The organism is Bacillus sp. TE9106W (genome assembly GCF_054062215.1).
The window spans coordinates 321,051-337,125 of the sequence record NZ_JBSSFA010000002.1 but is presented as its reverse complement, the minus strand read 5'-3'; the positions used below and the strand labels follow the sequence as shown (position 1 = coordinate 337,125).

Genomic DNA, 16,075 nt, shown 5'->3' with positions numbered 1-16,075 from the left:
CTTTTTAAATGACCGAATTGTTCAATTGGTCACTTTTACCCAAACAAAAAGGCTATACTGATTCATACATATGCCTTATCCCCGAATTTATACTATGCAACTGTTTCTTAATATGAAGTGAATATTTCTATTATCCCTCCTAAATTAAATGTATGACCATTTTGTTCATTTGGTCATTTTTTATAATAATAAAAGGATTATCTTAGTTTGACAATCCTTTTAATAAATAAAGTTCAAATAATTCTGCAATTTTTTCTTTTTCTAGCGGTTCATGATTTTTTTCCCAATCAAAAATAAGCGATACATATAAGCGAAGCATAATAAATGCTGTAATTTCTGGATCACATTTGCTAATTTCACCTTTATCAATCGCAATCTTTAAATACGATTGAATGACAGAAACGATTTCCACATCTACTTGTTGCATCACTTCTTGTACTTCTTTCGTTCCCATATCGCGCTCTTCTTGAATTAACTTAATCATGAGCTGATGTTCTTTTCTGAATTCTAATATGCTATATAATGCTCTATGTACATTTTCAAAAAATGAAACATCTGAACGAATTGCATTTTCTGCAACTTGCTTCATTTCTGTAATTAAATTAGAAATAATCTCGCCAAATAGCTCTTCTTTATTTTTGAAAAAAGTATAAATCGTTCCTTTTCCTACATTCGCTAACTTCGCTACTTGATCCATCGTTGTTGCTTTATAACCGAATGCTGAAAAAGACTTTGTTGCAGCCTCAATAATAGAACGTTTTCGATCTATCGCCACATCGTCACCTCCAAAAATGACCAATTGGATAATATAGTCAATTAGTACATCTTTGATATTACCACACGCTTACACTCTATACAAGTTCTCTTTTTTATTATTTCCAGTATAAAAAATTCCAGTCAAATTGTATCATACTGTCCATAGTTTATCAGAAGAAAAGAGAAAAGGAAAAGGTGTCCTTAAGATATACAGCTAAACCTTACTTCGCAACAACAAATTTCCCTTTTTTCAAATAATCAAATAAAAAACAAGAAAATCTTTACAATTAATAGTAATATAGAAAATAGACAAGTTTATCAAAATAGTGGAGGCTTTTTCAGTCATGATGCGTGCGCTTCGTTTAAATATAAAGCAAGCTTTTTGTAATCGTGTTTCTTTAATTATTATGTTTAGTGGATTCGTTCTTATTTGTATTTATCATTATTATTATGTCATTCGTTATTTAGGAGACGCTGCAAGCGGACCTATATCAACAGATATAAAATGGATTGGATTTCGTGACAATGAAATGGATGTTTATTTATTATTAATGCCAATTATTGCGAGCCTTCCCTTTAGTACAAGTTACAACTCGGATAAATCTGATGGCTTTAAACAGTTTGTAAGTAAAGGAATTAATTTATTTTCTTATTCAATAACGAAATATATTGTTACATTCTTTTGCGGCGGACTTCTTTATACGCTTCCATTTATCTTATCTTTATTATTTTGCAAATTAACCATTCCAGACGGAGAAACGCTGGCTGGTTCAGGCATCATAAATGTTAATGGGATGTTTGCAAACTTATATGAGGCTTCTCCCATCATTTACATTACTGTATATATTGGAATTAACTTTTTATTTGCAGGTTTAATGGCCCTTTTAGGACTTGCTGCATCTGCATGGTCACAAAAAGATTATATGTCGCTTCTATTTCCATTTGCAGCTACCTCCATCCCTTACGTCCTGCTAAATACAGTCTTCCCTACAATAGGTGGAGCACCAATTCATTTATATGATCCAAAACAACCATTGGATGGAATGTCACCGTACATTTTAACGGTGCAATGTGCTTTCTTTCTTTTCGTTAGCTTACTTATGTATATACGAGGGGTAAAGCGGGATAGAAAAAAATATAGAAGAAGATTGCAAAGAAGAGATCGGTGTAGAAAATCATTTCAAGTATAATAAACCTCTAATTTCCTTACTATCTTGGAAATTAGAGGTTTATTTACTATCCTTTTATGGCGTGCCAGCCAATCCCCATAAAATAACGACCCCTACAAAATAAATCGCTTTAATACCTACAACTAAACATAATGAAATAATTGCATATTTACTTAATTCTCTCCTTGCGCCAATTAAAGTAAAAATAACTGCTAAACTAAACGTTATATAAGATGCTGCTGTATGTATTAAGTTATATGTAATATCTAAATTTTGCGTAAGTCCTGTTACATCAGCTATAAATTGAAGCATGACGATGATACTAAAAAAAATTGCAAGCTGATTCATTCATTTCCCATTTAGTTGTGCTTGCATCATTGCCCCTCCTTAAAAACTAAATATTCAATCAATTTTACCATAAAACTGCAGAAGACCAATCTATATCATTCTAAAAAATCGCTTATACACTATCCTTATCTATTTTTATCAAATAAAAGAACGCTTAGTTACCTAAGCGTTCCCCTACTTTAAGAAGCTTTCTTCAAATCAATTTGAGCAAGTACTGGGTCGTGGTCACTTACACGTCCATGTTCTTTCATAATGTTTGAGTTTAAATGTACTGGATCTACGATTGTGTGCGGTGCGATGTTGTTTGTTACTAAAATATGATCTAGCACTTGTGCATTTCCTTCATGAATATACGTGTAGCGATTTTCTTTCGGCACTGTGTTTAACATATTTTTCAAGATTGTTCCTTCTAGTGTTTTTAGTGGTTTAGCAAACTCAAAATCGTTCATATCTCCTAACACAACAACTGGTGCATTCGTGTTCTTTTTCTGAATACCTTGTACGAAATTGTTTACTTCTTGTGCTAATTGAGCTCGTTTTTCTTCACTCTTTAATACGAGCGGCTGCACTTTTCCAAATGGTGTTGCATCTCCTATTTTTGAGTTTAAGTGATTTGCAACGACAACTAAGTTTTGCCCTTGGAACGTAAATTCTGCCGCAAGCGGTTTACGTGTGCTTTCAAACAATGGATTTTCGTCTCCAATACGGACAACGTTTTTATCAAGCAACTTCGGTACTGTCGCTAATTTCACACGAGATGGGTTATAGAAGAAACCGACGCGAATATTCGCTCCTGGTGCTCCTCCGTCTAAATTGTTGTTTGGAGCAATTTCTACATACTCATACTTTGGCCCGCGAATTTCTAGCACTGCATCAATAATACGTTTTGCGCTTAACGAAGCATCTGTTGTACCGTCATTAACCGTTCCGTTATTATCTTGCATTTCCTCTACACCGATAATATCTGGCATTTTTAAATTGTATTTAATAGAATACGCTAACGCTTTTACTTTTTCATCTGTTGTTTCTTTTTTATTCGCCGAGAAGTTTTCAATATTATATGTAGCAACCGTTAACTTATCAAGACGCGGCTGAATATTTGCGCCTATTTGCTTAAATCCGCCGTCTACTACAGATGGTAATTCCGTTATTGGCGCAATGCGGAATGAACCGTAATCATATCCGACTACCCCTGTTATATCTCCAGTGAAAGTATCCCCTACTTTCGCTACATAATCACGAGGTACTTTTACAGAAAGACGTTCTGGGTTTAATTGATTTTCATCTAATACAGGTGTGCCATATTTCGTTACGACTTTATTTCCGCCATTTTTCACTGTTACATATAAATTCCCGTTTTTCTGAGGTGTAATAATTTTTGGCGTTGGCATCGTCACGCGCATACCTTCTATACTTTCATAAAAGTCGATTGCATCTTCGTTTGGATCAAATAAACCGAATGCATCATTATCGATAATTTGATCAGGAATTTTCACACCGTTTTCTCCAAGTACAATCGGTGCTGGTAAAGGTTGATCTTTTGCGATTACAGCAACGCGGCTCGCTTTAATTTCAGTCGTCGTTAAGTCTGTGTCAAACCTTTCTGCATATCCAGGCCCAACATATTCTTCTACTACTCCATCAACTTGAATAAGATCTCCTACTGCTACATTCGCATCTTTTTTGTACACATACATACCTTCTGAAGTAGCTGGATCGTTATCTGGCTGATTATCTTCTATATAAAAACCATTTTTATCAAGCGCTGTTACAACGCCTTCCACATTGTATACTTTCTTCCCGTTGTAAGGGGAAAGATGTGATTTCCCTTGAATATCATGAATACGAACCGGTTCATTGTTTACGATAACAAATGAAAAAGTTGAAATTGCTGAAGAAGTAAGCCCTTCTTTCTCTGCAATTGCTTTCATTACACTATTTTCATTCACGATAATTTGTCCGTTATAACGAACACTTTTATTTGTAGGGTTTGAGCCATCTAACGTATAGTAGATTGTTGCGCCTTCTGTGTTCGTTGTTAACGTTACTGCTGTTCCTTTCGCAACTTCTCCTCCATTCGGTGAGGCCACTACATCACTAACACGGTTTTGTTCTTCCCCTTGAAACTTATAAGCTGTTACTGATTTTAAACCTGGGCTACTAAAATATAATTCAAGAGTCCCTGTTAAACTAACTTTCTTCCCGATATTTTCAGGATGATCTTTTACATTCACTGCCGCTCTCACGTCACCTTTTGGCAACTGAACAGGCATAATTTTGTCTGGATTCGTTTCGTTTGGTGAATCGGCAATTGCCACATTTGTGTCATCAAACTTAGCCGGATCCTTCGTGTATTTAGAAGGACTTTGCGTATATCCGACAATATATCCTTCCACTATCCCCTTCGTTTTCCCTTGCTGCTTAAATACTTGAATTGCTTTTTCTACTGACATAGAAGTAGTTTCTTCTGCCTTTGCTAAAGTTCCAGTAAATGAAAGCAATAGCAAGAATGATAAAAAGATACTTAACAATTTCTTCACAGCCATTTCCCTCTCCCTATTTCATATTTTCTCAGCATTTCTATCATAACAAATGATTCGTTATATAGAATGATATTTCGACAAGTTTTACAAAAAATTAATCTAATTTACTCGTTTTCAAACTATAATACAAAATAATAATTTTACACTTTCTATAAATGCGTTTTATAATATGAAAGAGAAAAAAACAGAAATATCGAAATTTCATCGGCATGGAAAATGGATTCATTTGAATAGGAGTGATTGGATGGAAGTGCAAACAGAAACATACCGCGCAGCTATGAATGGAACATTAGAACGTCATTTTTCAGATATGATTGCTGTTATACCAACTAGAATTACAATTGAGCAGTTAAAGCAACGGCTAGAAAATATCGCTACTAAAGTTGATGAGTTGAAAATTGTTTATAGTGATGAGACAAGCCTTATTGTTGAGTTACATATGGATGAAACAATCATACCGTATGAACTGCATATTGATGAGGCGAATGACCCTGAAGAATATAAAATGTACAATAGACAAGATGCTACAATCGTAGATCGCCATTTTGAAGATGCTGCTTATGGCACTGAAATTTTTACTCGTACGCTATTTGTAGGCGATGTACTGGACTGCTTTTTCCAGCAGTTACAGTTTTTATGGAACCTTGCGCCAGACTTGTTATTTGTAATTGATTCAAGTGCAGCAATGAAGGTGATATCTAGAAACTATATTGAATATCACGTTGAAAATGAATTATTACCTGACATTCCTGACTTGTACGTTATTCATTCTGTTTATGAAGACGATAAAGAAGGCGAGCCTACGCAATATTGGTTTCATACACACGGCCTTTTAAGAGCGGGCGTAACAGAAATAGAATTAATTATTCCAAATCGCATTTCTTCCTACTATGGCATTGGTGATCTCTTTCAAACATTTGCGAATAATGCCGTTGAGAATGGACAAGTCCCTATGAATGAGCCTATCGTTATCGCACATAGTCAGCAAGGTTCTATACATACAGTAGCTGTTCCATGGGAAAAAGGATTATCTTATATTGGGCATAAAACGGGTATGGACCAATTATCTTCAATTGAGGATGACGAAGTGAAGCTACAACCAATAGATGCACAAAACACATTCTTAGGCGGGATGGATGACCGAGATGAATACCATCAATCGCCATCTGTTCTCTTGTTCAAATTTGATACTTCAGAAGAATGTATCGAAAGCTTTTTCAAAGAACACGAGGAAGCTACAGGGCTCATGTTCTATAAAACAAATAGTGAAACGGCTCGTATGGCTTACAATGCAAAAAATACTTTCGGGTATTTCAGCAACATTTTTCAAATTGAACAATCAAATGAGGAGTTTCGTTTTCTTGCTAAGTTTGGCGTTTCCTATGAAGAGGGTAAAAGCGAGCATATGTGGTTTGAAATGCAACATATTACGGAAGACTTTATTCAAGGAATACTCATTAATGAACCATATTTTATAGAAGATATGAGTGAAGGAAATAGTTATCATTTAGATTTTGATGACTTAACAGAATGGGTTATTTATGCAGGAGATGCCGTTATAAAGCCAAATAACTTATATATGTTTATTGGTGAATAAGTAACAAAACGCCTTCAATATGATTGAAGGCGTTTCTCTTTATTGTGCGATTAATTCCGTATTCATTACTTTCTCCAAATGAGAGAGTACACGTTTTGCAGCCTTCTCACCTTGATCAATACAGTCCGGAAGACCAGAACCAGCGTAAGAACTACCTGCCAAGTATATACCTGGCAACTCTTTCTCCATAAATGTTGTGAGTTTCTTCATTCGCTCGTTATGGCCTACTGTATATTGGGGCATCGCTTCTTTCCAGCGACTTACGATTGTAAACTCTGGATCCTCTGTAATATCCATCGTCTTTCGTAAGTCTTCTAGTACGAGCTGAACGAGTTCCTCTTCTGTTTGTTCTACAACCGCTTCATCCCCAGGTCGTCCAACGTAACATCGAAGAAGCGTTTTTCCTTCTGGCGTTGTATGTGGCCACTTTTTATGCGTCCAGGTACATGCTGTAATTGTGTAATCACTATTTCTGGATACAACAAATCCTGTACCATCAATATCGCGCTGAATAGCTGATTTCGGGAAAGCCATTGCCACATTCGCAACTGATGTGGATGGAATGTTGCGGAAGAAACGAAATTGCTTGTACTGCGCAAACATAGACGGCAATACTTTATGTGAGCTTGCCACTACGACCGCGTCCGCTTCTATTTCTTTTCCGTTACTAAGAGTAATCGCATAGCCATCACCCTGTTTTGCAACTTTTTCTATGCGAGTTCCCTTTATTATCGTACCTTCATGCATCTTTAATTCGAGAGATTCTACGATAGATTCTAAACCAGTTTTCACTGTTTGGAAGATTCCCTTTTTCGGTTCAGCTTTCTCTGCTTTCGGAGCGAGCGTACGCATACCGAGTGAAATACTACGATGTTTCTGCTCAATTTGATACATTTGCGGGAATGTTGACATTAAGCTCATTTCATCAATATCCCCTGCATAAATACCAGATAGTAATGGTTCTATTAAATTTTCAACCACTTCATTTCCGAGGCGATGCCTGAAAAAGTGCCCGAGTGATTGGTCAGATACTGGTTTTGATCTCGGCATTAATAGATCAAAACCAGCTCTTAGTTTCCCAATTGGGGAGAACAGCCCAGAAAATAGAAACGGCGTAATTTGCGTTGGAATTCCCATCATTGATCCGCTCGGCATTTTATGTAACCGATTGTTTACGAGGATAAATGATTGACCGGCCTGATTATTTACAAGCTCATCGCCAAGACCTAATTCTTTCACTAATCTAGCTGCACTTTCTTTTCGTGCTAAGAAAGAATCCGGTCCGCGCTCAATTGTAAATCCATCTTTTCGAACGGTTTGAATTTTTCCGCCAAGTTTACCCGATGCTTCTATCAGTAATGTATCAATCGGCAAGTTTTTTTCATGAATATTTTTTTGTAAGTTATACATTGTTGTTAATCCTGTGATGCCACCGCCGATGATTACAACTTTTTTCCTCAAGCAGGCTCCCCCTTTCTTCTTACATTACAGATTCTTTTTTCTTTACTACAACATCTGTTAAACAGTCAATAAATGCGTCCGACGCATTTGGCATTTCTGGACGATAATATTTCGCGCCAATTTCATCCGTTACCACTTTACACTCAAAGTCGTTGTCATATAAAACTTCTAAATGTTCCGCAACAAATCCAACTGGTGCATATACGAATGAAGTATAACCGTGCTTTTCATTTAGTTCTCTCGTTAAATCTTGTACATCTGGACCAATCCAAGGATCTGGTGTGTTTCCTGCACTTTGCCAGCCTACTGCATAGTTTGCTACTTCAGCTCCGCGCGCGATATAATCCGCTGTTTCATTTAATTGATCTGGATATGGATCGCCCATTGCAATAATCTTTTCTGGTAAGCTGTGAGCTGATACGATTAATACTGCTTTTTCACGTTCTGCGTCTGACATACCATTATATATACCTTTCACTGCATCAACCCAGTACTGGATAAATTTCGGTTCTTTATACCAGCTATCGATGCCATGAATTGTTAAGTTTCCAAGTTTCTCAGCTTCTTCTTGTGCTCGTCCAACGTATGATTTTACGCTAAACGTAGAATAGTGCGGCGCAAGAACAAGTGCGATTGCATCTTGTATACCGTCGTTATGCATATCTTTCACCGCATCTTCAATAAACGGTTCAATATGTTTTAAGCCAAGATACATGTGGTACTCAACTTCATCTTGTACTTCATTTAAACGCTTCTCTAACTTCTTAGCTTGCTCTAATGTAATAGTAGCTAAAGGAGAAATACCACCAATTGCACGGTAACGCTCTGTTAAATCTTCTAGCATTTCAGGACTTGGCTTTCTTCCTCTGCGAATATGTGTATAGTAACGTTCAATATCTTCTTCTTTATATGGCGTTCCGTATGCCATTACAAGCAAACCAATTTTCTTTTTCATACAGCAATTCTCCTTTACTTCGCTAACTGCCCTTTAGAGTATTCATGAATAAATGTAGTTAAACGTTTTAATGTATCTGGATTTACTTCTGGGAATACACCGTGACCTAAGTTAAAGATATAACCTGGTTGCTTCATCCCTTGATCTAAAATACCTTTTACATGTTCTTCAATAACAGACCATGGCGCAAGTAAGAATGACGGGTCCATATTCCCTTGTACCGCCTTGTGAACGCCGCGTGCACGTGCTTCTTCAATTGGTAAACGCCAGTCTAAACCGACTACATCAAGCGGTAAGTCGTGCCACTCATTCACTAAGTGTGCAGCTCCTACGCCGTGCATAATCATCGGTACACCCATCGTGCGAACTTCTGCAAAAATACGCTCCATTGCTGGTTTAATAAATACGCGATAATCTGCTACGTTTACTGTTCCAACCCAAGAATCGAAAATTTGAACTGCTTTTGCTCCTGCGTTAATTTGCGCTTTCAAATATGTAATAACCATATCTGCTAGCTTATCCATTAAAGCAAACCAAGCTTTCGGCTCTGCATACATAAACGCTTTCGTATTATGGTAGTTACGAGATGGACCGCCTTCAATCATATAGCTCGCTAACGTAAATGGAGCTCCTGAAAAACCGATTAACGGTACGTCTAGCATTTCAGTCGTTAATAAACGAATTGTATCTAATATGTACGGTACGTCATCTTCTGGATTGATTTCCCCTAGTTTTTCTACGTCTTGTAAAGAACGGATTGGATTATCAATAACTGGGCCAATACCTGATTTAATTTCTACATCCACACCAATTGCAGGTAGTGGTGACATAATATCTTTATAAAGAATTGCTGCGTCTACGTTATATTGATCAACTGGTAGTTTTGTAACGTAAGCACATAACTCTGGATTATGTGTAATTTCAAATAAAGAATACTTTTCTTTTATCTTTCTATATTCCGGCTGCGAACGACCTGCTTGACGCATATACCATGCTGGCACATAATCAGTACGTTCCCCCCTACATGCTTTTAAAAATGTCTCATTTATAGTTCTTACCAAGACCCTAGCTCCCTTCCTTACCACAATGCTTCGAATACGTTCGATATTTATCTTTTTTTACTATACAGCTTGTAAAAACAAAATGCATAATATTATGTACGTTGTTCATTAAATTGACACAAACATTCTTAAAAACGCTTACTATTTTCACAACATTCTTATTATAACACAGAGAAAAACTATGGTTTAGCTACTTTTGACTTTTCTCCTTCGCGATTCGTTTGTGTGTTATATGGCACAACGTAAAAACTCGGTTTTGAAAAGATGTTAACGAACTTTTCCTCATATTCCCCGGCACCGTTTACAGTACCTACGTGCGTATGAATTCCGTTTTCCACTCTATAAATACGATACATAATTCTTTCATCTGGAAGTGGTGTCCAGCTTAATTTCGCTTTAAATAAACCGAAAGGGCTAAACGCTAATTTCATTTTCACATCTTCAATCTTGCGCAGCCGAATTGGAGCACCGATTGTTTCCACACCTTCTGGTTTCCTAAACTGCTCTTTCTGTTCTACATTTGCTTTCGTTAAAATTTTCTTAAACAATTTTGTTGCTGACGCACTTTCTCCTTGCAACTTATGCTCTTTATCTATGCGGTCATAACCAATCCAAACAGCGCCTACTAAATTTGGCGTATAGCCAACGAACCACATATCTCTCGCCCCATTATCGGCATTTGGTAAGGAAGTTGTACCTGTTTTCCCAGCTAACGCTCCGCTATATACACCGGCTTTCGCTGTCCCTTCCTTTACAACTCCTTCTAACATTTTCGTCATATACCATGCCGTTTGTTTCGAGAAAATTTTCGTTTCTACTTTTGGAGATTCTCCAATGACTGCGCCGTGTCTATTTAACACTTTATCAATAACGTGCGGCTCAATAATATCACCATTTGCTAAAAACGCACGATACATTTTCACAAGATCAAATGTTGAAACACCATTTTTCAATCCGCCAAGCGCTGCACTTAAACCAGCATCGGCAATATGAACATTACCTTTCTCTAAATATTGCTTTCCTTCTTCTACCCCTAATTCGTTTAATAAAGAAACTGCCGGTACGTTTGCTGATTCTAAAATTGCATCGTACATCGTCATTTCTTTCGTATATTGACGATTGTAATTGCGGGGTTCATAACCTTCAAAAGAAGTTCTTTCATTCTTTAATAAAGAATACGGATTATACTTTTTCGTTTCGAGTGCTGGTGCATAGACGATAAGTGGTTTTAGCACAGAACCGGGCTGTCTTTTTGCAAAAACACGATTAAATCCTCTCGGGACGTACTTTCTTCCGCCAATCGCAGCTTTAATCCCGCCCGTACGATTATCCATTAATAAAAAAGCACCTTGCGCCCCCTCTTCTTTCCCAGGGAAATTCCTTGCATCTTGAAACTGGTTATACGCTACCTTTTGAATTTTTTCATCCATCGGTACGACAAACGTATATCCTCCGCGAAGCACTTCTTGATGAGACAATCCGTATAAACGAGCTGCTTCATCTATGACCATATCAATATACGGCATATATGCTAGCTCATTCTCATCTAAGTTTTTATATAGAGCAATTGTCTTCCCTTGATAACGTACGCTTTCTTCGGCAGTCAAATAGCCTTGTTTATGCATAAGTGACAATACGAGATCACGACGCTCCTTACTTTTTTCCGGAGAGAAATAAGGTGAATATCCGTTCGGCGACTTCGGAAGACCTGCAAGCATTGCTCCTTCTTCTACTGTTAAATCCTCTACATTTTTATTAAAATACAACTTTGCTGCTGCTTGAATACCGTAAGCCCCATGGCCGAAATAAATATGATTCATATACATTTCAAGAATTTGTTGCTTCGTATATTTTTGCTCTAATTGAAGAGAAATTGCGACTTCCTTTAATTTACGCGTAACTGTTTTTCCACGAGTTAAAAAGACGTTTTTCGCAAGTTGCTGCGTAATCGTACTGCCGCCTTCGACCTTCTCTCCAGCTAACGTGTCTTTATACAGAGCGCGGAATATAGACGGGTAATCGATTCCTTGATGCTCATAAAAACGAGAATCTTCCACCGCAATAAACGACTGCTGCACATATTTTGGAATTTGCTCGATTGGTACGAGGTCTCTATTTTCTACGTATAATTTCGTAATTTCTTTCCCTTTCTGGTCAACGATACGTGATGAAGAGTGGAAAACGAGCTGCTTTTCATCCATCATATAGCCACCAGCTAACACGATAAGTTTATAAAGTACAATCGCTAATACAAGCGTTGCTAACCCACCTAATAAAGTCCACTTTACTTTCTTCATACATCGGCCTTCTTTCCAAATGATGGTACATTTATTATTTGAAAAAGAAGTATCTTTATGTATATAATCTTCGAAGTTTTTTAAGAGAGTTGATATAATAGAAACAAATAATTAAAGGGGGCATTAAAATGAAGGCTATTATTTCATACGAAACACCTCTAGAACAAGCACATTTCACTGCAAAAAATAATGAAAAAGATATGTTTTATAAAGAAAATACAGAAGAATCTGTAGAAGGTTCTCTTCAGTATGACGTACTAGACGCTGTTGGAGAATTTAAAGGACAACCTGGCTATATCGTTTGTAACAACATTTCTGTAACAGACGAAGGTCGCCCAGTATTTGAAAACCGTTTTAAAAACCGCGCAGGCCTTATTGAAAACGAACCAGGATTTCAAGCAATCCGTGTTCTACGCCCATTAAGTAACGATACATATGTCATCTTAACGATGTGGGAAACGGAACAAAACTTTAAAGACTGGACAGAATCACGTTCATTCGAAAACGCTCATAAAAAACGTCCTGCACAAGCAGAAGGACAAGCTCCGGCTCATCCACATGCAGAGCAGCAAAAAAGTATTTTCTCTCGTCCTTCATTTGTGACTACTTTTGATGTGTTAGTTTAGGTTTTTGGATTTCGGGGTTTGAAATTCGCGGTATGTGAAATTATATCGGCGATTTTCTGAATATATCGGCGCATCTTGAAATATATCAGCGATTTCCTGGATATATCAGCGCAACTCAAATTATATCAGCGATTTTCTGGATATATCGACTTATCGACAAATCACGACACAAAAAAGGAAACACCGTTACACGCCGGTGTTTCCTTTTTCTTTGTACCAATTATATATACAAAGCGCATCTTCTTTTTGCATATGCTTCACTTTGTAACGATGCCCCGCTACTGACACGTTAGCTGTACATAGCTCGTCTTTCTTTTGGAAATACGACTGACTGTATCCGACTGCTTGAACATGCCTTCTTCGCATGATTCCTGTATATTTCGCGAGTCCTCGGTACACCATGACTAACTGATTGTCTCGTATCATATAACCACTACTTGTATACCGAGCGTATGCAAGTAACGTAAATATAATAAATAGTGGTATCAAAGTGAACAACGCGATATTTTGTTTAAAATATATACTCGCACCGATGATTGGCACAGCGAGCACAGCACTTGTAATCCATCCCATTATGACGTAACGACGTAATGCAGCCCTCGGTAAAGAAACGATTTTCTCTTCCATTTCATACGGCAACTGTAAATACGCAAGTAACTGCTGCACATCTTTTTTCTTCATAAAAGGATGTAGCATCACTTCATTTCCTGCCGCTTCTATACTTTGAATGACTTCCACCTCGACAGAGCAATAACCGAAAGGCTGGCGGAGAATTCCCTCTTTCACCGTAATCGCTTGAATGCGGTGTAATTTTAACACAAACTCTTTCTTATCAAATAATCCTTGCACGATGCGAACTTCATTTCCGTTTCGCTCAATTTTAAAGTTCGCATATTTTAACGCATAGCCAGCTGTTGAAATGATCCACGACACTGCCATTAAAATCGCTGCCATAACGATTAATTCATATACACCGTTATCCATCACATACGCTTCTACTTTATTGATGAGCCATTCTGGTAAAAATTGATTAAACTCTGTGTAAAGGATGACTAACATAGAAAACACTAACCCAAATCTGCCAGATGTAATAGATGCTGCTAAAATTTCTTTCGTTGTTAACTGATAAACCGTCTTACTTCCTTCTTCCGCAGGCGCTTCTTCACTCACAGCGCTTTTTTCTTTATGTAATAATGCAATGAGTTCCTTCGCTTCTTCTTCTCTAATACCCGCCAACATCACTTCTGGCTCAGTACCGCCGCCTGCTACTTCAATATTTAATTTCGTCAGTCCGAGCACTTGATAAATGATGTTAGAAGACGTACTAATATTTTGCACACGTTCTTTATTTAAGTAACTTTCTTTCTTAACGAAAACGCCGTGTTTTATATGTAAAATATTATTTTCAACCCAGTACACTTTAAAATACCATTTTATAGCTGAGAAAATAGCCATAATGAATAATAGAGCCAAAAGAATAAGGTGGAAAAAATACCACGGTTCTACTTGATCATCTGATCGAAATAAAACAAGAAAAATAAAAGGCAATAAACCCGCAATTCGAATACCTAATAAAATCGTGATCGGATGTTGCCTCTTATACATCCTCATCACTCACTTTCGCAAGTTCTCCAATTTGTCTTTTCAGCTGCTCTGCTTCTTCTTTCGTTAAGCCTGGAATACTATGAGAAGTTGCTGCTGTTGAAATATGTAATTCTGCTAAATTATACTTTCTCATAATCGGTCCTTGTTCAATCGTTACGTGCTGCACACGAATCATCGGAATGAGCACGCGTTTTACAACGAACATTCCCTTTTGAATCTCAATCTCTTCTTCATTTAATCTGTAACTATAATAGCGTTGACGTAAATTTGGAAATACAAAATAATCGAGCGGGATAAATGTAATAGCGGCTGTTACTAATAATCCAAACAGCCACCCCCACCAATTAAAATTGATCATAAAAAAGAAATACGCAATTACGACTGCTAGTATAACTGCCGCCCCAATTAAAGCGTGAATTCGCCACACTTTCAGCATATTAGAATGAATCTCCCTTTCTAACGGCTGCATCTCATCACTCCAATTATATGAATTTATTACTTATATATTAGTTGGTATATACAGTTTTGTAAAATTATAGTCAAATGGAATTGTTAGAATTAAAAACATGTTAAAGAAAAACATACCCTACTTTTGAAAATTATATATCATAAAGAAATATGAAGTATATTAAACCAAATAAACCTTACATGATTCATGCAAGGTTTATCGTTTTATACACAATATATTTCATTATTGTTGAGATATACTAGCATCGCTTTCAATTCGATTTTCTTTTTGGCTCAGTTTTTTATCTTTAGATTTTTTTAATGTTAAAGTCATGCCAATAAAAATAAAAAGAATTCCTGTTATTTGCATGAAAGTTGGACGGAATCCAGTAAGTACAGTATCTAATAATATTGCCACTGCCGGATCTAAAAAAACTAATATTGAAATTGTTTTTGTAGATAAATAGCGTAAACTATCAAAAAACAGATAATATACTATCCCTGTGTGAATAAAACCAGTAGCTATAATATATGTCCAATTACTTTGAGTGAGGCCACTAAAAGCATCTAAATCTATAAATGGTATTAAAAGAAATATCCCCAAGAATGTTTGTAAAAATGTCATTGCATACGCACTCATTTTGTTAATCCCTTTACCAAATAAAGTTGTAAATGCATAAAAGAGAGCTGCAAGAAATCCCCATATCATACCTGAAGACATTAATGAGTCGACAGAGAAGCTTCCATCGATACCAGCAATTAATAAAGCTCCTGCAAAACATACAATTATTGAAATGATAGATATTAATGTTAATTTTTCTTTAAAGACGATACTTCCAATTAACAGTACAATTACTGGTGCAAGATGATAAACTGAGATAGCAATTGTAACTGACATATTTTCAAAGGCTTTAAATAAAAAAACCCAATTAAATACTAAGAAAAAGCCACATATTAAAACTTGAATAACTTCTTTTCGTTCCCATTTATCTTGTTTATATTGCCCTGTAAGCAACCAGCATACACTTAAAAATATTGTCGCAAAAATACACCTTACAAACACTAATTCAAACGAAGGTAAGTTTGTTTGAACCGAAAAAAATCCAACTGATCCAAAGATAGCCATTGATGCTATCATCTTTAAGGCCGGTACCGTTTTCTCTTGCTTAAAACTTTTTTGAAGCAAATTAATCCCCCTCCAATAAAAACT

13 protein-coding genes are annotated in these 16,075 nt (G+C 36.5%); 3 read left to right on the top strand and 10 right to left on the bottom strand.

The annotated features are described in order from the left end of the window. Positions 1 to 202 precede the first annotated feature (202 nt). Complete coding sequence (locus tag ACVWY7_RS05275; protein ID WP_000963375.1) at positions 203 to 775, bottom strand: TetR/AcrR family transcriptional regulator; 573 nt, start codon at positions 773 to 775, stop codon at positions 203 to 205. A 325-nt stretch (positions 776 to 1,100) separates the two neighbouring features. Between ACVWY7_RS05275 and ACVWY7_RS05270 the strand changes: the two genes are divergently transcribed. Then, the gene (locus ACVWY7_RS05270) at positions 1,101 to 1,946 is read left to right on the top strand and encodes a hypothetical protein (RefSeq protein ID WP_000984153.1); all 846 of its coding nucleotides are present in this window, start codon (positions 1,101 to 1,103) and stop codon (positions 1,944 to 1,946) included. Positions 1,947 to 2,000: 54 nt separating this feature from the next. On the opposite strand, the gene ACVWY7_RS05265 is transcribed toward ACVWY7_RS05270, so the two are convergent. Together ACVWY7_RS05265 and ACVWY7_RS05260 are read right to left on the bottom strand one after the other, a co-directional pair. Further along, positions 2,001 to 2,273 (bottom strand): hypothetical protein, encoded by a 273-nt coding sequence (locus ACVWY7_RS05265; protein WP_227455374.1) that lies wholly within the window; start codon positions 2,271 to 2,273, stop codon positions 2,001 to 2,003. A gap of 179 nt (positions 2,274 to 2,452) precedes the next feature. After that, a complete protein-coding gene (locus tag ACVWY7_RS05260; protein ID WP_000279236.1) occupies positions 2,453 to 4,819 on the bottom strand; it encodes a DUF6359 domain-containing protein in 2,367 nt (788 codons plus the stop codon). 241 nt (positions 4,820 to 5,060) lie between these two features. Here ACVWY7_RS05260 and ACVWY7_RS05255 point away from each other — a divergent pair, with 241 nt between their 5' ends. Next, on the top strand, positions 5,061 to 6,413 hold the full coding sequence (locus ACVWY7_RS05255; protein ID WP_000453701.1) for a DUF4026 domain-containing protein: 1,353 nt from the start codon (positions 5,061 to 5,063) through the stop codon (positions 6,411 to 6,413). A gap of 39 nt (positions 6,414 to 6,452) precedes the next feature. Here ACVWY7_RS05255 and hemY read toward each other — a convergent pair whose 3' ends face one another. The 4 genes from hemY to ACVWY7_RS05235 all read right to left on the bottom strand — a co-directional run bounded on the left by hemY (position 6,453) and on the right by ACVWY7_RS05235 (position 12,187). After that, the gene (gene hemY, locus ACVWY7_RS05250) at positions 6,453 to 7,874 is read right to left on the bottom strand and encodes a protoporphyrinogen oxidase (protein WP_001228090.1); all 1,422 of its coding nucleotides are present in this window, start codon (positions 7,872 to 7,874) and stop codon (positions 6,453 to 6,455) included. A 19-nt stretch (positions 7,875 to 7,893) separates the two neighbouring features. Next, the gene (hemH, locus tag ACVWY7_RS05245) at positions 7,894 to 8,829 is read right to left on the bottom strand and encodes a ferrochelatase (RefSeq protein WP_000726778.1); all 936 of its coding nucleotides are present in this window, start codon (positions 8,827 to 8,829) and stop codon (positions 7,894 to 7,896) included. Between the two features lie 14 nt (positions 8,830 to 8,843). Further along, positions 8,844 to 9,890 carry a uroporphyrinogen decarboxylase gene (hemE, locus tag ACVWY7_RS05240; protein ID WP_000252614.1) on the bottom strand — a complete coding sequence of 349 codons (1,047 nt, stop codon included), beginning with the start codon at positions 9,888 to 9,890 and terminating at the stop codon, positions 8,844 to 8,846. Between the two features lie 179 nt (positions 9,891 to 10,069). Further along, a complete protein-coding gene (locus tag ACVWY7_RS05235; protein ID WP_000756273.1) occupies positions 10,070 to 12,187 on the bottom strand; it encodes a transglycosylase domain-containing protein in 2,118 nt (705 codons plus the stop codon). 128 nt (positions 12,188 to 12,315) lie between these two features. On the opposite strand from ACVWY7_RS05235, the gene hmoB reads away from it, so the two are divergent. Beyond that, on the top strand, positions 12,316 to 12,813 hold the full coding sequence (gene hmoB, locus ACVWY7_RS05230; RefSeq protein WP_000644079.1) for a heme-degrading monooxygenase HmoB: 498 nt from the start codon (positions 12,316 to 12,318) through the stop codon (positions 12,811 to 12,813). A 186-nt stretch (positions 12,814 to 12,999) separates the two neighbouring features. Here hmoB and ACVWY7_RS05225 read toward each other — a convergent pair whose 3' ends face one another. The 3 genes from ACVWY7_RS05225 to ACVWY7_RS05215 form a co-directional block, all read right to left on the bottom strand. After that, the gene (locus ACVWY7_RS05225) at positions 13,000 to 14,418 is read right to left on the bottom strand and encodes a PH domain-containing protein (protein ID WP_000278105.1); all 1,419 of its coding nucleotides are present in this window, start codon (positions 14,416 to 14,418) and stop codon (positions 13,000 to 13,002) included. Next, positions 14,411 to 14,887 carry a PH domain-containing protein gene (locus ACVWY7_RS05220; RefSeq protein ID WP_001182702.1) on the bottom strand — a complete coding sequence of 159 codons (477 nt, stop codon included), beginning with the start codon at positions 14,885 to 14,887 and terminating at the stop codon, positions 14,411 to 14,413. Before ACVWY7_RS05220 ends, ACVWY7_RS05225 begins: the two co-directional genes overlap by 8 nt. A 222-nt stretch (positions 14,888 to 15,109) precedes the next feature. After that, positions 15,110 to 16,051, bottom strand: a complete 942-nt coding sequence (locus ACVWY7_RS05215) for a DMT family transporter (protein ID WP_000939619.1) — start codon at positions 16,049 to 16,051, stop codon at positions 15,110 to 15,112. Between the last annotated feature and the right edge of the window lie 24 nt (positions 16,052 to 16,075).

Coding starts and splice junctions, on each gene's coding strand:
- ACVWY7_RS05270 (WP_000984153.1), top strand. CDS start 1,101: ATGATGCGTGCGCTTCGTTTAAATATAAAGCAAGCTTTTTGTAATCGT.
- ACVWY7_RS05265 (WP_227455374.1), bottom strand. CDS start 2,273: ATGAATCAGCTTGCAATTTTTTTTAGTATCATCGTCATGCTTCAATTT.
- ACVWY7_RS05260 (WP_000279236.1), bottom strand. CDS start 4,819: ATGGCTGTGAAGAAATTGTTAAGTATCTTTTTATCATTCTTGCTATTG.
- ACVWY7_RS05255 (WP_000453701.1), top strand. CDS start 5,061: ATGGAAGTGCAAACAGAAACATACCGCGCAGCTATGAATGGAACATTA.
- hemH (WP_000726778.1), bottom strand. CDS start 8,829: ATGAAAAAGAAAATTGGTTTGCTTGTAATGGCATACGGAACGCCATAT.
- ACVWY7_RS05235 (WP_000756273.1), bottom strand. CDS start 12,187: ATGAAGAAAGTAAAGTGGACTTTATTAGGTGGGTTAGCAACGCTTGTA.
- hmoB (WP_000644079.1), top strand. CDS start 12,316: ATGAAGGCTATTATTTCATACGAAACACCTCTAGAACAAGCACATTTC.
- ACVWY7_RS05225 (WP_000278105.1), bottom strand. CDS start 14,418: ATGTATAAGAGGCAACATCCGATCACGATTTTATTAGGTATTCGAATT.
- ACVWY7_RS05220 (WP_001182702.1), bottom strand. CDS start 14,887: ATGCAGCCGTTAGAAAGGGAGATTCATTCTAATATGCTGAAAGTGTGG.